17 protein-coding genes are annotated in these 19,134 nt (G+C 72.3%); 6 read left to right on the top strand and 11 right to left on the bottom strand.

The window, feature by feature from the left end:
• Nucleotides 1–100 precede the first annotated feature (100 nt).
• Nucleotides 101–1,558 carry an MFS transporter gene (locus tag ASG91_RS07410; RefSeq protein ID WP_056922001.1) on the top strand — a complete coding sequence of 486 codons (1,458 nt, stop codon included), beginning with the start codon at nucleotides 101–103 and terminating at the stop codon, nucleotides 1,556–1,558.
• Between the two features lie 103 nt (nucleotides 1,559–1,661).
• Here ASG91_RS07410 and purD read toward each other — a convergent pair whose 3' ends face one another.
• On the bottom strand, nucleotides 1,662–2,945 hold the full coding sequence (gene purD, locus ASG91_RS07405; RefSeq protein WP_056922000.1) for a phosphoribosylamine--glycine ligase: 1,284 nt from the start codon (nucleotides 2,943–2,945) through the stop codon (nucleotides 1,662–1,664).
• 301 nt (nucleotides 2,946–3,246) lie between these two features.
• Here purD and ASG91_RS07400 point away from each other — a divergent pair, with 301 nt between their 5' ends.
• Both ASG91_RS07400 and ASG91_RS07395 read left to right on the top strand, forming a co-directional pair.
• Complete coding sequence (locus ASG91_RS07400) at nucleotides 3,247–4,356, top strand: helix-turn-helix transcriptional regulator (protein ID WP_056921999.1); 1,110 nt, start codon at nucleotides 3,247–3,249, stop codon at nucleotides 4,354–4,356.
• Nucleotides 4,357–4,483: 127 nt separating this feature from the next.
• A complete protein-coding gene (locus tag ASG91_RS07395) occupies nucleotides 4,484–6,721 on the top strand; it encodes an ATP-binding domain-containing protein (protein WP_056921998.1) in 2,238 nt (745 codons plus the stop codon).
• A gap of 44 nt (nucleotides 6,722–6,765) precedes the next feature.
• Here the strand turns inward: ASG91_RS07395 and ASG91_RS07390 are convergent, their stop codons facing one another.
• The 10 genes from ASG91_RS07390 to ASG91_RS07345 all read right to left on the bottom strand — a co-directional run bounded on the left by ASG91_RS07390 (nucleotide 6,766) and on the right by ASG91_RS07345 (nucleotide 14,621).
• Nucleotides 6,766–7,305, bottom strand: coding sequence for a DUF402 domain-containing protein (locus tag ASG91_RS07390; RefSeq protein ID WP_235545467.1), 540 nt, complete (start codon nucleotides 7,303–7,305; stop codon nucleotides 6,766–6,768).
• 4 nt (nucleotides 7,306–7,309) lie between these two features.
• A complete protein-coding gene (locus ASG91_RS07385; protein ID WP_056921996.1) occupies nucleotides 7,310–8,611 on the bottom strand; it encodes an adenylosuccinate synthase in 1,302 nt (433 codons plus the stop codon).
• Between the two features lie 99 nt (nucleotides 8,612–8,710).
• Entirely contained in the window at nucleotides 8,711–9,550 is an 840-nt protein-coding gene (locus tag ASG91_RS07380; protein WP_056921995.1) for a hypothetical protein, read from the bottom strand.
• Nucleotides 9,551–9,760: 210 nt separating this feature from the next.
• Complete coding sequence (locus ASG91_RS07375) at nucleotides 9,761–10,165, bottom strand: DUF3151 domain-containing protein (RefSeq protein ID WP_056921994.1); 405 nt, start codon at nucleotides 10,163–10,165, stop codon at nucleotides 9,761–9,763.
• Nucleotides 10,162–11,190, bottom strand: a complete 1,029-nt coding sequence (fbaA, locus tag ASG91_RS07370) for a class II fructose-bisphosphate aldolase (protein ID WP_056921993.1) — start codon at nucleotides 11,188–11,190, stop codon at nucleotides 10,162–10,164. Before fbaA ends, ASG91_RS07375 begins: the two co-directional genes overlap by 4 nt.
• Before the next feature lie 138 nt (nucleotides 11,191–11,328).
• On the bottom strand, nucleotides 11,329–12,624 hold the full coding sequence (locus ASG91_RS07365) for an RNA polymerase sigma factor (RefSeq protein ID WP_235545466.1): 1,296 nt from the start codon (nucleotides 12,622–12,624) through the stop codon (nucleotides 11,329–11,331).
• 4 nt (nucleotides 12,625–12,628) lie between these two features.
• Nucleotides 12,629–12,988, bottom strand: coding sequence for a YciI family protein (locus ASG91_RS07360; RefSeq protein ID WP_056921992.1), 360 nt, complete (start codon nucleotides 12,986–12,988; stop codon nucleotides 12,629–12,631).
• A 104-nt stretch (nucleotides 12,989–13,092) separates the two neighbouring features.
• Nucleotides 13,093–13,452, bottom strand: coding sequence for a YciI family protein (locus ASG91_RS07355; protein ID WP_056921991.1), 360 nt, complete (start codon nucleotides 13,450–13,452; stop codon nucleotides 13,093–13,095).
• Nucleotides 13,453–13,525: 73 nt separating this feature from the next.
• On the bottom strand, nucleotides 13,526–14,218 hold the full coding sequence (locus ASG91_RS07350) for a TrmH family RNA methyltransferase (protein ID WP_056921990.1): 693 nt from the start codon (nucleotides 14,216–14,218) through the stop codon (nucleotides 13,526–13,528).
• On the bottom strand, nucleotides 14,211–14,621 hold the full coding sequence (locus tag ASG91_RS07345; protein ID WP_056921989.1) for a VOC family protein: 411 nt from the start codon (nucleotides 14,619–14,621) through the stop codon (nucleotides 14,211–14,213). Before ASG91_RS07345 ends, ASG91_RS07350 begins: the two co-directional genes overlap by 8 nt.
• A 79-nt stretch (nucleotides 14,622–14,700) precedes the next feature.
• Between ASG91_RS07345 and ASG91_RS07340 the strand changes: the two genes are divergently transcribed.
• The 3 genes from ASG91_RS07340 to ASG91_RS07330 all read left to right on the top strand — a co-directional run bounded on the left by ASG91_RS07340 (nucleotide 14,701) and on the right by ASG91_RS07330 (nucleotide 19,069).
• On the top strand, nucleotides 14,701–15,630 hold the full coding sequence (locus ASG91_RS07340; RefSeq protein WP_082593985.1) for an LLM class flavin-dependent oxidoreductase: 930 nt from the start codon (nucleotides 14,701–14,703) through the stop codon (nucleotides 15,628–15,630).
• A 61-nt stretch (nucleotides 15,631–15,691) separates the two neighbouring features.
• On the top strand, nucleotides 15,692–17,011 hold the full coding sequence (locus ASG91_RS07335) for an acyltransferase family protein (protein ID WP_056921988.1): 1,320 nt from the start codon (nucleotides 15,692–15,694) through the stop codon (nucleotides 17,009–17,011).
• Nucleotides 17,012–17,119: 108 nt separating this feature from the next.
• Nucleotides 17,120–19,069: a translation factor GTPase family protein gene (locus tag ASG91_RS07330; protein WP_056921987.1), complete on the top strand. Its 1,950-nt coding sequence runs from the start codon at nucleotides 17,120–17,122 to the stop codon at nucleotides 19,067–19,069.
• The last annotated feature ends 65 nt before the right edge of the window (nucleotides 19,070–19,134 follow it).

Genomic DNA, 19,134 nt, shown 5'->3' with positions numbered 1-19,134 from the left:
GGTACGAGGGCCGGATTTCGGCGCCACGTGCCCACCTCCGAGCAACAGGTGCCCCCTCTCGGCTTGACTTGAAGTCGACTTCAACTTCCAGAATCTGCCCATGCCCACCGCCACTCCTGACGCCACCCACACAGACACCCCGGCCCGACCCGCCTCACTGCTGGACCGCGCCCACCTGCCGTTCGCCGTGGGAGCCGTGGCGCTGGTGACCCTCGGGGCGTTCGAGAACCGCGCCACCATGACGGTGCTGCCCACCGTCGCCCGCGACCTCGACGGGCTGTGGCTGTTCGGGGCAGCGAGCGCAGCACCCCTGGTGTCGTTCGTCGTCGCCACGGTGGTCGCCGGCGCGTGGGCCGACCACCGCGGGCCGGTACGCCCGCTCCAGGCCGGGATGCTGGTCTTCACCGCGTCACAGGTCGCCATGGCCCTGGCGCCGGGGATGGCCGTCTTCGCGGTGGGTCGGTTCGGGTCGGGGATCGCCGAGGCGCTGATGGACGTCTCGCTCACCGTGCTGCTCGCCCGCACCATGCCCGAGGAGCTGCGGGCCAAGGTGTTCGCCGCCTTCGCCGCGGCGTGGGTGCTCCCGTCGTTGGTCGGTCCGCCGATCGCGGGGCTGCTCACCGAGGTGCTCTCGTGGCGGACCGTCTTCGGCGTGGGCGTCGCCCTGCTGCCGTTCGCGTGGGTCCTCCTGCGCCCGGCCATGCGCGCCGAGGGCGTCGAGCGCGCGGAGGATGCCGAGGGCGGCGAGGGCGTCACGACCCAACCGACCAGCGAGGCCGGGACCGCCTGGACCCCTCGGGAACACCGCGCCGTCCGGGCCGCTGCCCTGGCTGCGGCAGGCCTCGCGGCACTGACCGCGGGCGGCTCGCTGCTGGGCCGCTCCGGCCCCGTTGAGGCACTCGGCCTCGCCCTCGTGCTGGTCGGCACCGCCTGCACCGTGCCGGCCGTCCGCACCGTCCTGCCGGCCGGGACGCTGCGGTTCGCCCGCGGCATACCGGCGCTGGTGGCACTGCGCGGACTCGTCGCCGCAGCGTTCGGCACCGCCGGGAGCCTCCTGCCCCTCATGCTGACCACCATCCACGGGCTGGGGCCCGCCGCCGCGGGGGCGAGCCTCACCGTGACCGGTCTGTCCTGGGCGGCCGGCTCTCAGCTGCACGGTCTCGACGTCGTGCAGCGACGGGTGCCCGCGGTTCGGCGCCTGGCCGTGGGCTTCAGCCTCATCACGGTCGGCGTCCTCGGGCCCGCACTCACGAGCCTCGACGCCCTGCCGGTCGTCATCGGGCTGGCGCTCTGGGGCGTCGCCGGGCTCGGGATGGGGATCGTGTCTCCCACCCTCTCGACCCAGCTGCTGCTCTTCGCCCCGGTGCGCGACCAGGGTCGGATCACGGCCGCCTCGAGCCTCACGGCGTCCGTCGCCCAGGCGATCGGGCTGGCCGCGGCCGGCGCCCTCATCGCGTGGCAGGCTCCCGACCTGCCGGGCTGGTTGTTCGCCACCACGATGACCGCCTGCGCGGCCGTCGGTGCGGTGGGGCTGGCCGCAGCTCGCCGCGCCGCCTGACCTCCACTTCTGGCCAGCCATGGCGCACCGGGCCCACCAAAACAGGCCCGCGTGCCATACCGGTGGCCAGAAGTCCGGATCACCGGGTGGCGGGGGTGAGGCGTCAGCCGACGTGCAGCTCCTCGCGCTCGGCCGCGAGCGCGATGTCGGTGCGGTGGTGCGAACCTTCGAGCTCGATGTGGTCGACGGCCTCGTAGACGCGTTCCCTCGCCTGGGCGAGGCTCTCGCCGAGCGCCACGACCGACAGGACGCGGCCTCCTGCAGACACGAGCGTTCCGTCGTCGCCGCGCCCGGTGCCCGCGTGGAGCACGTAGGTCGTCGGCACCTCAGAGGCCTCCTCGATCCCGGCTATGGGGTCACCGGTGCGCGGCGTGCCGGGGTAGTTGTGCGAGGCCACCACCACCGTCACGGCGTGCTGGTCGGACCAGTGCAGCGCACCCACGCCGTCGAGGTCGCCGCTCGCCGCCGCCTTGAGCAGGCTGCCGAGCGGGGTCTGCAGGCGGGCCAGCACGACCTGGGTCTCGGGGTCGCCGAAGCGGGCGTTGAACTCGATGACCCGCGGGCCACGCGACGTGACGGCCACCCCGATGTAGAGCACCCCGGCGAACGGCGTGCCGCGTCGCGCCATCTCGTCGACCGTGGGCTGCGCGACCCGGGTGACGAGCTCGTCCACCAGCGACCCGGGGGCCCAGTCCAGCGGGCTGTAGGCGCCCATGCCGCCGGTGTTGGGGCCCTTGTCCTCGTCGAAGACCCGCTTGAAGTCCTGGGCCGGGGCGAGGGGGACGACCGTGCTGCCGTCGCACAGGCAGAACAGCGAGACCTCGGGTCCGTCGAGGAACTCCTCGACGACGACCACTCCCCCGTCCTTGGCCAGGCACGCCTCCGCGTGGGCGAGCGCCTCCGCGCGGTCGTTCGTCACGACGACACCCTTGCCCGCAGCGAGCCCGTCGTCCTTCACCACGTGGGGCGCACCCAGTGCGTCGAGCGCGTCGGCGACCTCCTCGAGGGTGGTGCAGACGCGGGCCATCGCGGTCGGTACGTCGGCCGCTGCCATCACGTCCTTGGCGAAGGACTTGCTGCCCTCGAGCTGGGCGGCCTCGGCCGACGGCCCGAAGGCCAGCAGGCCGGCGTCGCGCACGACGTCGGCGATCCCCGCGACGAGGGGCGCCTCGGGGCCGATCACGACCAGGTCGACGGTATGCCGCCGGGCCAGCTCCACGATCCCCTCACCATCGAGGACCCCACCGGGAAGCGCCTCGCAGAGCGCGATCGCGTCCATCCCCGGGTTGCCCGGGGCCACGATGACCGCATCGACCTCCGGGTCTGTGCCGAGGGCCTTGACGATGGCGTGCTCGCGGGCACCGGAACCGATCACGAGAACCTTCACGGGTCCAGCGTAGAGAGTTCGACCCGGGGTGGCCCGACCGGGACGCGGGACGGGCCGACCGGGACGCGGGGCGAGCGGCGCCGGACATGAGTGCGCGGCGCCCCGGGGAGGCAGGGGGGACATCTCCCGGGGACGCCGCGCAGCCGACGTGCGGTCGCCTGGCGGGGGAACCTGCAACCATGCACGTGGGTCGACGTGGTCGACTGGATCAAGAGTGGACCATCGTTGGCCCGTAGGTAAAGCCCGCACGTGTCGGACTTGCGCCATTGACGGAATCTCGCCAGAGGGCAAGCATGTGGGCATGTCGGACGACAGTCGGACGGACGAGGCCACGCACGCGGCGGTCGCGGGGGTCACCGACGCGGTCCTCACCAACGGGCTCAGCCCCGGCTTCGGCGGTGGCCGCGGCTCCAAGGCCGCAACGGGGGTGGGCGCCGGTCTGGACCTCGACGTCGACGTCGACGAGGTGGAGGGCACCGTCACGCGCGTCTTCCTCGCGGTCCTCCAGCACCAGGAGCCCACGAGGTCCCTGCTCATCGCGCAGGGGATGAAGGCCCCCTTGGTCGACCACTCCCTCGACGTCCTCGGCAGCCGGGGCCTGATCCGACTCCGCCCCGGTGGAGCCATCGAGGTCATCCCCCCGGACATCTCGTTGCCCGCCCTGGCCCTCGACTACGAGCGACGGGCTCGCGAGACCCGATCAGCCGCCCATGAGCTCGCGCAGGTCTACTTCCAGGCGAGGTCGGCCTCCCGGACCCCCGACGTCGGGACGGTGCGGATCCTCAACTCCCTCGACGAGATCGCGGCGGTCACGGCGGAGGCGGTCGCTGCCGGCACGTCGCAGATCCGCACCTTCCGTTCGCTCTCACCGCGCACCCGGGCCCTCTTCGCCAGCCCGCTGCACAGCCACGAGGAACCCAGCCGCGGGGTGGGCGGCAACGTGCTCGACTACACCACCGTCTACGACACCGACGTCCTCGAGATCGACGGCGCCCTCGAGATCCTCGAGGCGCGCGAACGGGGCGGCGAGCGCTTCCGGTTCACGTCGGCGGTGCCGTTCTCGGCGGTGATCGTCGACGAGGTGGTCGCCATCGTCGACGTCAGCGCCTTCGACTCCTCGGGTTTCGGCTCGGCGGTGATCCGGGCCCGGTCGATGGTGCTCGCCCTCATCGCCCTCTCCGACCACCTCTGGGACCTCGGGTCACCGCTCTCGATCGGCGGGGTCACCGAGCGCCGAGACCAGCTGATCCTGTCGCTGCTCGCCGCGGGGGCCCCCGACGCGACGATCGCCCGGCAGGCCGGCGTGTCCCAGCGCACCGTCGAACGGCGGGTCAGGGCGCTGATGGACCAGCTCGGCGCGGGCACCCGCTTCCAGGCTGGCGTGCAGGCCGCGCGCCGCGGAATGGTCTAGTGCGCGGCAAGGCCCGTCCTGCTCGCTAGACTCGTGCGTTCTCCGTGTGGGGACAGGCGGCACGACAGCGCCGACAGACGGCGCCGGCAGTGGGCGCCATCAACGACCAGCCAGAAAGCAATGCACCGTGACGGGATCGGACCACTCGAGCACGCAGTCATCGAGCTCCAGGGCGTCCAGCGCCGAGGTCGCCCGTGAGATCGCCATCGAGCAGGCCCACGTGGATCTCGTCTACGCCGAGCTCACCAAGGCCCAGGCGCGAGCCGGTCTCATCGAGGCCGACGGCCTCGCGCGTGGTCGCACCGACCGCACCGGCGACGTGCGCGACGAGGAGCTGACTGGGCTGTTCGAGCGCGATGCCCTCGTCTTCAACGCCGCCCGTCGACGCTCGACCCTCGACACCCAGTACGAAGGCCTCGTGTTCGGCCGGCTCGACCTCGACCACGCCCTGTCCGACGAGGGCAAGGCCGCCGACCGCGAGACGCGCTACATCGGCCGGCTCGGGGTGCGCGACGACGACTACGAGCCCCTGGTGGTCGACTGGCGCGCTCCCGCCGCCGCCGCCTTCTACCGCGCCACCCCGGTCGAGCCCATGGACGTGCTGCGCCGCCGGGTGCTGCGCTGCAAGGGCCCCGACGTCGTGGGGGTCGAGGACGACCTCATGGTCCCCGAGGCACCCGACGACCTCGTCGTGGTCGGCGACGGCGCGCTCCTGGCCGCGCTGACCCGCAGCCGCGGCGCCCAGATGCGCGACATCGTCGCGACGATCCAGCGCCACCAGGACGAGGCCATCCGCGCCTCGGCCCGTGGCATCACCGAGATCACCGGCGGACCGGGCACCGGCAAGACCGTCGTCGCCCTCCACCGCGCGGCCTACCTGCTCTACTCCGACCGGCGCCGGTTCGAGTCCGGCGGCATCCTCGTCGTCGGCCCCTCCTCCGCCTACACGGCATACATCGAGCGGGTGCTCCCCTCGCTCGGCGAGGAGTCGGTCGTCCTGCGCTCGCTCGGCGACGTCGTCGACGGCGTCACCGCCACGCGGCTGGACACCCCGGAAGCCGCCGCCATCAAGGGCTCGCTGGGGATCCGCCGCCTGCTCGCCCGCGCTGCGGCCGACGCACCCCCGGACGCCCCCCAGTCGTTCCGGGCCTTCGTCAACGGCAAGGCGGTCCGGGTCGACGCCCCGGTCCTCGACCGCATCCGGGCCCAGGTGCTGCGCAACCACCAGCGCAACCTGTCGGCCAAGGCCGTCCAGAGCGCCCTGGCCGAAGCGGCCTGGGCCAGCGTGCGCGACGGCGACCGGGCCGAGTTCATGGACCGCTTCGAGGACCACCTCGAGGTCGACGCCTTCCTCGCCGCCTGGTGGCCGCAGGTCGACCCGCGCGAGGTGCTGCTCTGGCTCGCGGACCCCGAGCGGGCCCGCCAGCACGGCCACGGTGTGCTGTCGCCACAGGAGTGCGACGTGTTCGCCGCCTCGATGCAGCACGCCCTCGAGCTCGGCAGCTGGTCGGCCGCCGACGCCGCCCTCATCGACGACCTCGCCGCGCGGCTCGGTCCGGTGCAGGACGGACCCGCCGAGGAGCGCGGGTTCTACGAGATCGAGGAGTTCGAGGACGTCTCGCAGTTCGGCGTCGCCGAGGTGCGGGCCGGGGTCGACTCCCGAGCGGTCGGCACGAAGTCGTCGCGTACCGCCCCCACCGACCCCCGTGAGCTGCTGCTGCAGGGTCGCATCGAGGGCCCCGGCGAGTACGCCCACGTCCTCGTCGACGAGGCCCAGGACCTGTCGCCGATGCAGTGGCGCATGCTCGGCCGCCGGGGTCGCTACTCGTCGTGGACCGTGGTCGGCGACGCAGCCCAGGCGTCGTGGCCCGATGCCGTCGAGGCAGGCCGGGCCCGGGAGGAGGCGTTCGGCACCCAGGAGCGCCGGCTCTTCCACATGGACACCAACTACCGCAACGCGCGGGAGATCTTCGACTACGCGGCCAAGGTCGTGCGGGCCCACGTGCCCGACGCCGACATCCCCCGGGCGGTCCGGGAGACCGGCGTCGACCCGGTCGACGTCACCGTCGCCCCGGGCGGCTGGTTCGCCGCCGCCACGGCGGCCGTCGAGTCACTCCTCGACGAGGTGGAGGGTTCGATCGCCGTCATCACCCCGGCGAGGTATGCCGCGGAGCTGGCCGAGCTGGGCTCGCTCAGCGACCGGGTCGGAGTCATCGACCCGATGTCCACGAAGGGCCTCGAGTACGACGCCACGGTCATCGTCGACCCCGATGAGATCGCCGCGGAGTCACCCGGCGGGGTGCGGGTCCTCTACGTCGCACTCACCCGGGCTGCCCACCGCATGACCGTCCTGCGCCCGGCCTGATCCCCACCCCGTCGCCAGCCCATGCACAAGGCGAGCTGGCGCCGTCAGGACTGGATGGTCCTGAACACTGCCCGCCACGGGTCGGCCGTGTCGCTCGCCAGAAGCGTTGCACCCGAACGGATCTCGTGGCTGACTCGGGCACACTCGGCCTCGGCAGCGGCCACCAGCTCGGGCGGGTAGCCGTAGGCGACCTGGTGCTCCGCGAACTCGTCCTCGTCGTCGACGTACCAGCTGCCGTCGAACCGGCGGATCACGTCGAGGTCGAGGTCGACCGCGGTCACGAGGTCACCGTCCCAGACCGGTGGGGTGGTGATGTCGACGTAGAGCTCGAAGGCCTGCTCGGGGTGCTCGGTGTAGAACATCGCCGTCATGCCCCGGTCGGGCGGGACGAGGAGGACGTTGTCGGTGACGCTCACGAACGACTTCGGCCCGCCGGCCCACTGGTTGCCGACCGGGTCACCGAGCCAGTCGCCGTGCTCGTCGGCACCGAGGTAGACGAGCTCGGCGCCGTGGTGCCGCTTGCCGCCCCACTTCGTGAACCGCACGCGCACCGAGGAGCCGGGCGCGGGCCTCGCCCGGCCCACCCGTTCAGGCGCCGAGCAGCGAGTGCCGGCTGATGATCTCGTCGCGTCCCGGTCCGACCCCGATCGCCGACACGCGGGCGCCGATGAGCTCCTCGAGGCGCAGCACATAGGCCTGCGCGTTGGCGGGGAGCTCCTCGAAGGTGCGGCAGGTCGAGATGTCCTCCCACCAGCCGGGCAGGTCCTCGTAGATCGGCTTGGCGTGGTGGAAGTCGGTCTGGTTGACCGGCATCTCGTCGTGCCGCACCCCGTCGACGTCGTAGGCGACGCAGATCGGGATGGTGTCCAGCCCGGTGAGCACGTCGAGCTTGGTCACGACGAAGTCGGTGACGCCGTTGATGCGGGTCGCGTAGCGACCGACCACGGTGTCGACCCAGCCGCAGCGGCGCGGGCGGCCGGTCGTGGTGCCGAACTCGGCCCCGGTCTTGCGCAGGAACTCGCCGTTGGCGTCGTTCAGCTCGGTCGGGAACGGGCCCTCACCGACGCGGGTCGAGTAGGCCTTGAGGATCGCGATGACCGTGGAGACGCGGGTCGGCGGGATGCCGGACCCGGTGCAGGCTCCCCCAGCGGTGGCGCTGGACGACGTGACGAACGGGTAGGTGCCGTGGTCGACGTCGAGCAGGGTCGCCTGACCGGCCTCGAGGAGCACCGTCTTGCCCTCGTTGAGGGCCTGCTCGAGCACCAGGGAGGTGTCGGCGACCATGGGACGCAACCGCTCGGCATACCCGAGCAGCTCGTCCATCACCTCGTCGACCTCGACGGCACGCCGGTTGTAGATCTTGGCGAGGATCTGGTTCTTGTAGGCCAGCGCCGCCTCGACCTTCTGGCGCAGGATCTTCTCGTCGAAGAGGTCCTGTACGCGGATGCCGTTGCGCGCCATCTTGTCGGCGTAGGTCGGACCGATCCCGCGACCGGTCGTGCCGATCTTGCGCGAGCCCAGGAACCGCTCGGTCACCTTGTCGAGCACCCGGTTGTAGGGCGCGATGATGTGGGCGTTCGCGCTGACCAGCAGGCGCGACGTGTCGACACCGCGGGCCTCGAGGCCGTCGAGCTCCTCGAAGAGCACGGCCAGGTCGACCACGACGCCGTTGCCGATGATCGGGGTGCAGGTCGGCGTGAGGATGCCCGACGGGAGCAGGTGCAGCGCGTACTTCTCGCGCTTGCCGTCCTTCTCGATGACGATGGTGTGGCCGGCGTTGTTGCCGCCGTTGAACTTCACGACGTAGTCGACGTCGCTGCCCATCAGGTCGGTGGCCTTGCCCTTGCCCTCGTCGCCCCACTGGGCGCCCACGAGCACGATTGCCGGCATACCCGCACCTCTCCGTGTCTGTGTCGGTGTCCGCGCGTCCGTCGAACTGGTCATGCAGCAGGCCCCGCGGTGTTCGCACGGGGCCCGTACCGGGAAAGGCTACCGGTCGCGGTCCCCCGCCGGGGAGTCGAGACCACCCGTGGACGCCGCCAGGCCGAGCTGGAAGCGGGTCTGCACGCCGTGCGCGGCCATCAGCCCGGCCACCCGGCGCCGCACCGTGCGCAGGCTGCAGCCGAGGTAGCGGGCGATCGACTCGTCCTTGAGGCCGAGGCCCAGGAGCTTGAGCAGCCGCTGGTCGTCGTCGTGCTCGTCGCCGGGCGCCACCGGCAGGGCGCGGTCGAAGGCCCGGTCGAACAGCTGGATGAAGGCCGCGATGAGCATGGGGTCGCGCACCATGACGTAGCTGGACTCCGGGTTGCCCCACTCACTCACGGCGACCAGCGAGTGCTCGTCGAAGATCGCGAACTCGCTCGGCGGTGACAGCGAGAGCCGCTGCTCCTCGCCGGCCGCCGCGAACGCATGCACCCACGTCCGGCCCGGCTCGGTGTCCATGATGTCCATCGGGTAGATCGTGCGTTGCCGGAAGCGCCCCTCGGCCAACAGGTCCTGGTTGAGCCGGTAGTTCTCCTGCTCGATGCCGGCACCCGCGTCGATCACCATGGTGCAGACCCGGCTGAGGTCGGTCGTGTGCTCGATCAGGTAGCGCAGCATGGGGGCGGCCATCTCGGCCCGCAGTGGTTCGAGCACGTGACCCGCCTGGGCTGGTCGGGCCAGCCCGCGCTGGGCGGTCAGCTCGTAGAGCGCGTAGCGCACCTCGGCGAGCTCGGCCCGCCTCTCGTCGAGCTGCGCCTCGCCGCGCTCGAGGATGCCCATGAGCCGGTCGAAGGGATCGGTGAGCAGCCGCTCGACCTCGTGGGCGCGGTCGTTTCCGCTGGTCACAGGCTTCCCCCACCCGTCGCGGCATCATCTGTCCTTTGACAGCATAGTGCCACCCCTACGGCGCCATGGTCCTGCAGAATGGCGGGACGCCGCTCGTCAGGCGGTAGGGGACGACATTGACGGGTAGCCACGTGGACCTCGGTCCACGGCAGGGGGCGACGCGGGGGGACTGGATCCACCAGGGTCCGGTCCCCCGGCGTCACTGTCGTCCTAGAGGCCGAGCTCGCGCGCGCCGGTCATCGAGGAGTCGCGCAGGAACTGCGCGCACCGCAGCTCCTCCTCGGTCTCACCGATCGCGCCGGCGGCGCGGGACAGCGCGGCGAGCGCGCGCAGGAAGCCGCGGTTCGGCTCGTGCTCCCACGGCACCGGGCCCTGGCCGCGCCAGCCGTTCTTGCGGAGCGAGTCGAGCGCGCGGTGGTAGCCGGTGCGCGCGTAGGCGTAGCCCTCGACGGTGCGTCCGTCGGCGAGCGCGTCCTCGGCCAGGGTCGCCCACGCCAGCGACGACGTCGGGTAGGCCGCGGCGACCTGGTCGGCGGCGACACCGTCCTCGAGCTTCGCGGCAGCGGGGTCGACGGGGAGCCGGGTCTCGGGGATGCCGAGGAGGTTGTCCGTCATGCGTGGGTGCCGGCCGAGCGCAGGTTCTGGCAGGCCTCGACGACGCGGGCCGCCATGCCGGCCTCGGCCTCCTTGCCCCAGGCACGCGGGTCGTACTGCTTCTTGTTGCCGACCTCACCGTCGACCTTCAGGACGCCGTCGTAGTTGGCGAGCATGTAGCCGGCGACCGGACGCGTGAAGGCGTACTGGGTGTCGGTGTCGACGTTCATCTTCACGACGCCGAAGTCGACCGCGGCGGCGATCTCCTCGGCGGTGGATCCGGAGCCGCCGTGGAAGACGAGGTCGAACGGACGGGCGTCGGCGCCGAGCCCCAACTGGTTGGCGGCCGCCTCCTGGGCGGTCTTGAGGATCTCGGGGCGGAGCTTGACGTTGCCCGGCTTGTAGACCCCGTGGACGTTGCCGAAGGTGAGGGCAGTCAGGTAGCGGCCGTTCTCGCCGGCGCCGAGCGCCTTGATCGTGGCCACCGCGTCCTCGGGCGTGGAGTAGAGCTTGTCGTCGATCTTGCCCTCGACGCCGTCCTCCTCCCCACCGACGACGCCGACCTCGATCTCGAGGATGACGTGGGCGGCCTTGGCCAGGTCCAGCAGCTCGCGGGCGATCTCGAGGTTCTCGTCGAGCGGCACCGCGGAGCCGTCCCACATGTGCGACTGGAACCAGGGCGTGCCGCCGGCAGCGACCCGCTCGGCGCTCGCGGCCAGCAGGGGGCGGACGAAGCCGTCGAGCTTGTCCTTCGGGCAGTGGTCGGTGTGCAGGGCGATGTTGACGTCGTACTTCTTGGCGACCTCGTGGGCGTAGGCGGCCAGCGCGATCGACCCGGTGACCATGTCCTTGACCGTCGGGCCCGAGAGGTACTCAGCGCCGCCGGTGGAGACCTGCACGATGCCGTCGCTGCCCGCCTCGGCGAAGCCACGGATCGCGGCGTTGAGGGTCTGCGACGACGAGATGTTGATCGCCGGGTAGGCGAACGAACCGGCCTTGGCGCGGTCCAGCATGTCGGCGTACACCTCGGGGGTGGCGATGGGCATGGAAAGTCTCCTTCGACTGGTGCGTCTGGGCTCGAAGCGTGGGCCTGGCGTCGCCGCCGATCCTTTCACGACCGGCGCGGACCGGGACACCCGTGTCTCAGGCTGGTCGTCCCGCAACCTGGGCGCCCCCAGGGGTGCTCAAGTCGGGGGGAAGTGGAGGGCGGCCCTGCGTGCCCGGAGCAGCGCGCGCTCGGCGTCGTTGCCACAGCGGTCGATGGCGAGGGCGTATGCCGCGTCGGCGGCTTCGACGTCGCCGGCACGAGCGAGCAGCTCGGCCCGGACGGACGGCAGCCGGTGGCTGTGGGCGAGGTCGTCGTCCAGACCCGCCAGCGCGGCCAGGCCCTCGCGCGGGCCGTGGGCCTCTGCGACAGCCACCGCCCGGGCCAGCCGGGCACTCGGGGTGGGCGACAGCGCCACGAGGTCGTCGTACCGCGCCACGATGCGGTCCCACCGGGTCGCCTCGGCGGTCGGCGCGGTCGCGTGCTCCACCGCGATCCTGGCCTGCACGGCATACCCGGCGGCCTGGACGGTAAGCGGTCCGGTGAGGGCAGGCGAGGACGCGAGGGCCACCCCTTCGGCGATCTCGTCGCGGTGCCAGCGGGACCGGTCCTGGTCGGGGAGCAGGACGATCGCGCCGTCGCCGTCGACGCGGGCGTCGCGGCGCGAGTGCTGCAGGAGCATCAGGGCGAGCAGGGCGACCAGTACCGGCTCCTCGGGTCGCAGCCCGAGGACGACACGGACGAGCCGGATCGCCTCTCCCGCAAGGCCGGTGCGCAGGGCGTCGGGGCCCGATCCGGGGGCGTAGCCGGCCGTGAAGGCGAGGTAGGCGGTCTGGGCCAACGCGTCGAGACGGTCGGGCAGCACGTCGGAGGACGGCACCGCGAAGGGGATGCCGGCGGTGACGATCTTGCGCTTGGCCCGGGTGACGCGCGCGGCCATGGTGGGCTCAGGCACGAGGAAGAGCCGGGCGATGTCGGCAGTGCTGACGCCGAGCACGAGCCGCAGGGCCAGGGCGCTGGCGGCCGCAGGGTCGAGGGCCGGGTGGGTGCACATCAGCACCAGGCGCAGGAGGTCGTCCTCCACCAGGTCCCCGGGGTCGGCGAGCACGGGCGACCCCTCCTTCCGTTCGGCCTCCACGACGAGCAGGGGCACCTTGCGCTGGGCCATCGACTCGGCCCTCAGGCGGTCCAGGACCCGCCGCCGGGCCGCCGTGTGCAGCCAGGCGACGGGGTTGTCCGGGGTGCCGTCACGGGCCCACCGGCGGGCCGCCGTCTCGACGGCGTCGCCGAGGGCGTCCTCCACGAGGTCGAGCCGCCGGAACCGCGCGAGGAGCAGCGAGGTCAGTCGTCCCCACTCCTCGCGCACGACCGTGGCCAGCACCTCGGCGGATGGTTCCGAGGATGCCGACGGTGGCCCGCCCTGCCCGGTGGTCACCGACTCACAGGCTCTCGTAGCCCTCCACGCCGACCACGGAACGGATCTCGAGGGTGTACGCCCGGGGGAGCAGCTTCGCCGCCGCGATCGCGGCATCGAGGTCGGGCAGCTCGACGTCGTAGTAGCCGCCGATCTGCTCCGTGAGCTCCACGAACGGGCCGTCCGTGACGACGTCGGACGAGCCGTCGCGCCTGATCGTCGTCGCCAGGTCGGCATCGCTCAGCGCCCCGCTGGAGAGCCGCCGGCCGTGCTGCTGGACGTACTCCTCGAAGGCGTGGTGCGCGTCGAAGTACTCCTGGCGCACCGCCTCGTCGGCGCCGTCCCAGTGGCCCGGCTCGTAGGCGATCAGGACGACGTACCTCACGTCTCGCGGTCCTCGGGCTTCACGACGCGAGGCACCTCGACGCCGTCACCGAGCCAGCGGTCGGCATCAGCGACGATCAGCACGACGTACTCGGTCATGGTGGATCACATCCCCATGGTGGGGCGGATCTCGATGGCCGGGTGGAACGGCGTGGACATCAGCCGGCCGCACACCTGGCCGAGGTCGTCGAGGTCGTCGGTCTCGACGAGGTAGTAGCCGCCGACCTGCTCGGCGCTCTCGGCATAGGGGCCCTCGGTGAGGGTGACCTGGTCGATCCCGTCACCGCGGGCGACGCGGGTCTGCGTGGACGGCGTGAGCTGGGCCCCGCCGAGCAGCTTGTGCCCGCGCTGGGCGAGCAGCCCGGCGAAGTCGCCGTGGGCCTGGTTGAGCTCCTGCCGCTCCTCCTCGGTGGCCGCCGCGTAGCGGGACTCCGAGCTGGGCAGGAGGACGAGGTACTGGGTCATGGCTTGTTCCTCTCATCGATGGGTTCGTCCGGTGGTTCCGGTGCTTCCACCCTGATGACGAGCGAGCGGGGTGCTATTCGACAGCCTGCCCGAAGATGTTGCGTCGCACCCAGGCATGCATGGCAATTGCCGCAGCGGCGCCCGCGTTGATCGACCTGGTCGACCCGAACTGCTCGATGTGCAGCACCACCTCGCAGGCCTCGCGCATGGGCGCGGAGAGCCCGGGACCCTCCTGCCCGAAGACGAGGACGCACTCCCGGGGCAGGTCGTAGGTCTCGAGCGGCAGGGAGCCGGGCAGGTTGTCGATCCCGATCAGGGGTATGCCGCGTGGCCGGGCGTCCGTCGTGGCCCCCGCCCCAGCGGTCCCCACCTCCGCGGTCCCCGCCCCAGCGGCCCAGACCACGAGGTCCTCGACGGTCGGGTGGTGGTGCTCGTGCTGGTAGCGGTCGGTGACCATCGCCCCGCGACGGTTCCAGCGCCGCTTGCCGACGATGTGGAAAGCCTTGGCGTTGAAGGCGTTCGCTGTCCTGATGACCGAGCCGATGTTGAAGTCGTGACCCCAGTTCTCGACCGCGACGTGGAAGTCGTGACGGTGCGTGTCGAGGTCGGCCACGATCGCGTCGTGCCGCCAGTAGCGGTAGGTGTCGACCACGTTGCGGCGGTCGCCGTCCCGGAGCAGCTCGGGGTCCCACTGCTCGCCGTCCGGCCACTCCCCCGGCCACGGCCCCACCCCGACCTCCTCAGGGGTGCTCGTCGCGTCAGCCATCGAGCTCCTGGAAGAGGGTCAGCTGGACCCCGGCCGGACCCTCCAGCCGCGAGTTGAGCGAGCGCCACGGGGTCTCCGTGGGCGGCGCGATGAGCTCGGCTCCGGCTGCGACGGCCGTGGTCGTGGCGGCCTGGGCGTCGTCGACCTCGAGGGCGACCCGGAAGTGGGGGGCGACCCGTCGACCGACCTCGACCGCGTCGATCATCTCGACCTGGGCGGTGTTGGAGAGCTCCAGCGTCGCGCGTCCGGCGTCCAGGATCGACACCTGGGCCCCACCGTCACCCGCATAGGCCTCCTGGACCGGCATACCGATGACGTCGCGGTAGAACCGCAGCGCCTCCTCGTAGTCCTCCGCGTGCACCACCAGCCGCAGCTGGCGGACCCTGCCCTCCTGGGAAGTCATGGACCAAGCCAACCACGAGGCCAGGGGTCCGGACCCGCACGGACTCCGGGGTGTCAGCGGGCGGTGTCACGATGACGTGATGGCACCCCGACTCGGCGTCGCGTTCGTCCCCAGCCTGCCCCCCGAAGCGCTCCTCCCGTTGGCGCGGGCCGCCGACGAGCACCTCGACGACCTCTGGGTGTGGGAGGACTGCTTCAAGGAGAGCGGCATCGCGAGCGCGACGGCCGCCCTCGCCTCGACGCAGCGGGTGCGGGTCGGCCTCGGGCTGATGCCGGCGCCCCTGCGCAACGTCGCCCTGACCGCGATGGAGGTCGCCACCCTGCACCGGCTCTTCCCCGGCCGGTTCGTGCCGGGCGTGGGTCACGGGGTCCAGGACTGGATGGGCCAGGTCGGCGGCCGCGCGGCCTCGCCGATGACCCTCCTGGAGGAGTACCTCACCGCGTTGCGACGACTCCTCGACGGCGAGGAGCTGACCGTCGACGGTCGCTACGTGCACCTCGACCGGGTGCAGCTCGACTGGCCACCAGAGCCGGGCGCGGTGCTCATGGCCGGCGGTTCCGGGCCACGCACCCTCGACCTGGGTGCCCGGCTCGGCGACGGGGTGCTGCTCGCCGCGGGTCTCAGCGAGACCGAGCTGGCTGCTGCGGCCGACCGCGTCCGGGCAGGCTCGGGCGACCCTGACGTCGAGGTGGTCTACTCGGTCGTCGCGGCCGCCGGGCCCGACGCGCAGGCCCGCGCCGATGCCGACCTGGCCCTGTGGGGCGTGGCCGCCGACCCGACGCGCACCGCCGCGGGAGGCCCCGAGGAGATCGCCGCCGCGGTCCGGCGCTCGGCCGACGCCGGCGCGACCACCGTGGTCCTCCAACCGACCAGCGACGTGACCGACGTGACTGAGCTGGTCGCCCTCGTCGAGATGATCGGCCGTGAGGTCCGCCCGCTCCTGCGCCGAGCCGGCGGCGGCACACCAGCGCTCCACGGCACCCGTGGCCTCGGGAAGGGCTCGGAGTGACCATGCCGGGTGGGCGCTGCTACTCAGGCGGCGACCTGCCCCGGGCCGTCACGCTCGACCCATGGACCCCCGCGCCCTCGCTGCCGCCACCCCTGCTGACCGCAACCGCGTCGTCGACTTCCTGCGCGCGCTCGCCATCGTGACCGTCGTGCTCGGCCACTGGCTGATGGCCGCGGTGATGGTGCAGGACGGCACGCTCGTCCCGAACGCCGTGCTGAACATCGCCCCGTGGAGCCACCCCCTCACCTGGGTCTTCCAGGTGATGCCGCTGTTCTTCATCGTCGGCGGCTACTCGAACGGCCTGTCCTGGCGCTCGGCCCGACGGCGCCGCGACACCTACGCCACGTGGCTCCGGGCCCGCCTCCAGCGCCTCGCCGCACCCGTGCTCCCGCTCCTCCTCGTGTGGCTGGCGATCGCCTCGATCGCGTATGCCGCAGGCGTGCCCGGTGCGACCCTGCGCACCGCGTCGCAGGTGGCCCTGGTGCCGACCTGGTTCCTCGCCGCCTACATCGTCGTGGTCGCGGTGGCCCCGCTCCTGCTCGCTGTCTGGGAGCGGTTCGGCTGGTGGAGCGTCGGTGCCGGGCTGCTCCTGGGCGGCCTGGTCGACTGGTGGAGCATCGCCGGCGGCAACCACTGGATCGGCTTCGCCAACTACCTCGTCGTCTGGGCCACGGTGCACCAGCTCGGGTTCGCCTGGCTGGACGGCTCGTTGGCGGGTCGCCGACGGCGGGTCGCGCTCGCCGGCGTCGGCCTCGCCGGTCTCGTGACCCTCGTCTGGGCCGGCCCCTACCCGGTCTCGATGATCGGGGTCGACGGGGCGGTCCTCAACAACTCCTACCCGACCCGGGTCACGCTGGCGTTCCTCGGCATGGTCCAGGCCGGTGTGGTGCTGCTCGCCGAGCGACGGCTGGCCCTCCTGCTGGAGCGACCACGGGTGTGGGCCGTCGCCGTCGTCGTGAACCTGCGCATCATGTCGCTCTACCTCTGGCACCTCACGGCGATGGTGCTGGTCATCGGAATGTCTTTGCTGGCCGGGGGTTTCGGGCTCCGGGCCGTCCCGCTCAGCGGGTCGTGGTGGGCGACGCGGCCGGTGTGGTTCGCCGTCCTCGCCACGGTGACGTCCGGGCTGGTCCTGGTCTTCGGCCGGTTCGAGAGGCCGGTCCGCGACCTTCGCCCCGCGCCCGCCGTGTGGCGTCCGGCCCTCGCCACGGCGGCCGTCTGCGGCGGCCTCGGCGTGATGGCGGCGTCGGGCATCGTCTCGCGCGACGGCGTGCACTGGGTGTGGCCCCTGCTGCCGGTCGCGGCAGTCATCGGACTCGGCGTCGTGCCCCTGCCCCAGCGAAAACCGGTTGCCCCGCAAGACCGGGCTCTGTTGCCATGAAGGAGTCCGACCGTCGACCACCAGCAGTGCCCACGAGAGGAATGCGACCGATGCGAGCAGCTTTCACGTCCCGCCAGGTACCCACCTACCGAATGGATGTGAAGGCCAGTGCGAGCTGGACGCAGGAAGACCCTCTGCCTGGGGATCGTCGCGCATGTTGACGCCGGCAAGACCAGCCTGACCGAACGAGTCCTCTTCGAGGCCGGGGTGCTCGACCACCCCGGCAGCGTCGACGCCGGCGACACGCAGACCGACAGCATGGCGCTGGAGCGTCAGCGCGGCATCACGATCCGGTCTGCCGTCGTCTCCTTCGACTGGCGGGCGACGACCGTCAACCTGATCGACACCCCCGGCCACTCCGACTTCATCGCCGAGGTGGAGCGGGCGCTGACCGTGCTCGATGCAGCGGTGCTCGTCGTGTCGGCGGTCGAGGGGGTGCAGGCGCAGACCCTGGTGCTGATGCGCGCCCTGCAGCGTCTCGGCCTGCCCGTCGTCCTCTTCGTCAACAAGGTCGACCGCGCCGGAGCCGACCCCGACCGGGTCCTCGGCGAGGTGACCACCCGGCTCAGCCCGGAGGCCTTCGCCCTCGGGCAGGTGAGCGGCGCGGGCACCCGCGGCGCGGCATACCTGCCGTTCGAGGTGGGGACCACCGAGCTCGGCGAGCTGCGCAGCGCGGTGCGCGGCGCGACCTCCCACCCCGTGCTGTTCGGGTCCGCGATCACCGGCGCGGGCGTGACCGAGCTGCTCGACGCGCTCACGACCCTGCTCCCCGTGGCGGCACCCGTGCCGTCGGCTGGGTCCGGCACCGCCAGCCCACCGAGCGGCACCGTCTTCAAGGTCGACCGCGGCGAGGGTCGGCGGACCGTCCTGGCCCGGGTGCGCTCGGGATCGCTGCGGCTGCGTGACCGCGTCGAGGTCGACGGGCGGCCGGCGGAGAAGGTCACCGGCCTGCGGCTCTTCGACCGGGGCCGGCTGGTGAGTGTCGACGAGGTGCCCGCCGGCCGGATCGCGGCGGTGACCGGATGGTCGTCGGCACGCATCGGTGACCGGTTCGGCCCAGCGCCAAGGCCGTGCAGCCGGGCCGACCAGTTCACCAGCACGGCGCAGTTCGCCCGGCCGACCCTCGAGACCGTCGTGGACGCGGTGCGGCTCAGCGACGTCGTGGGGATGTACTCCGCGCTCACCGAGCTCGCCGACCAGGACCCGCTCATCGACCTGCGTCGCGACGACGGCCGACGGGAGATCGCCGTCTCGCTCTACGGCGAGGTGCAGAAGGAGGTCATCGCGGCGGTGCTGGCCGAGGAGTACGGCATCGAGGTGACGTTCCGGCCGACGACCAGCATCTGCGTCGAGCGCCTCGTCGCTCCCGGTGCGGCCGTCCAGCTCATCGGCACGGCGCCCAACCCGTTCCTCGCGCAGGTGGGGCTGCGCGTCGAGCCGCTGCCGGTGGGCGCGGGCCACGAGTTCGCCCTCGAGATCGAGCTCGGGTCGATGCCGCCCGCCTTCTTCACCGCCGTGCGCGAGGGCATCGCGGCGACGCTCGAGGAGGGCGTGCACGGCTGGGCCGTCCCCGACGCGCGGGTCGTGATGACGCACTCGGGGTACTACCCGCGGCAGAGCCACGCGCACGCGACGTTCGACAAGGCGATGTCGAGCACCGCCCAGGACTTCCGCAGCCTGAGCCGGCTGGTGCTGGCCGAGGCCCTGGTGCGGGCCGGCACCGTGGTCTGCGCGCCTGTGCACCGGTTCGAGCTGGAGGTGCCGGAGGACACGCTCAGCTCGGTGTTGGGCGAGCTGAACCGGCACCAGGCCGTGCCGCTGGAGACGACCCTGCGCGGTCGCTCGGCCGTGCTCCTCGGCCAGGTGCCGGCCGACGCGGTCCACGGCGTGCAGCAGCGCATCCCGCACCTGACCCGTGGCGAGGGCGTGTTCACCTCGGGGCTGGACCACTACGCCCCGACCACCGGGGCCCCGGCCGAGCGCAGCCGCGCCCAGCCGGACCCGTTCGCCCAGATCGTGGACTGGTCGCGGATCCAGCGCAGCTGGCCGGCCGGCTGAGGCCCCGGTCCTTGATGGGTTGACCACACCCTGGTGTGGTCGACTCATCAAAGACCGGGAGGGGC

Origin of the sequence: Phycicoccus sp. Soil802 (assembly GCF_001429605.1) — a bacterium.
GTDB lineage: Bacteria > Actinomycetota > Actinomycetes > Actinomycetales > Dermatophilaceae > Pedococcus.
This window is presented reverse-complemented; position numbering and strand designations above follow the sequence as displayed.

What these genes read in the sequence shown, in the direction of transcription:
- ASG91_RS07340 (WP_082593985.1), top strand. Translation starts at nt 14,701, where the DNA reads ATGGCACCCCGACTCGGCGTCGCGTTCGTCCCCAGCCTGCCCCCCGAA.
- ASG91_RS07410 (WP_056922001.1), top strand. Translation starts at nt 101, where the DNA reads ATGCCCACCGCCACTCCTGACGCCACCCACACAGACACCCCGGCCCGA.
- ASG91_RS07385 (WP_056921996.1), bottom strand. Translation starts at nt 8,611, where the DNA reads ATGCCGGCAATCGTGCTCGTGGGCGCCCAGTGGGGCGACGAGGGCAAG.
- ASG91_RS07350 (WP_056921990.1), bottom strand. Translation starts at nt 14,218, where the DNA reads ATGGCTGACGCGACGAGCACCCCTGAGGAGGTCGGGGTGGGGCCGTGG.
- ASG91_RS07375 (WP_056921994.1), bottom strand. Translation starts at nt 10,165, where the DNA reads ATGACGGACAACCTCCTCGGCATCCCCGAGACCCGGCTCCCCGTCGAC.
- ASG91_RS07355 (WP_056921991.1), bottom strand. Translation starts at nt 13,452, where the DNA reads ATGACCCAGTACCTCGTCCTCCTGCCCAGCTCGGAGTCCCGCTACGCG.
- ASG91_RS07335 (WP_056921988.1), top strand. Translation starts at nt 15,692, where the DNA reads ATGGACCCCCGCGCCCTCGCTGCCGCCACCCCTGCTGACCGCAACCGC.
- fbaA (WP_056921993.1), bottom strand. Translation starts at nt 11,190, where the DNA reads ATGCCCATCGCCACCCCCGAGGTGTACGCCGACATGCTGGACCGCGCC.
- ASG91_RS07345 (WP_056921989.1), bottom strand. Translation starts at nt 14,621, where the DNA reads ATGACTTCCCAGGAGGGCAGGGTCCGCCAGCTGCGGCTGGTGGTGCAC.
- ASG91_RS07400 (WP_056921999.1), top strand. Translation starts at nt 3,247, where the DNA reads ATGTCGGACGACAGTCGGACGGACGAGGCCACGCACGCGGCGGTCGCG.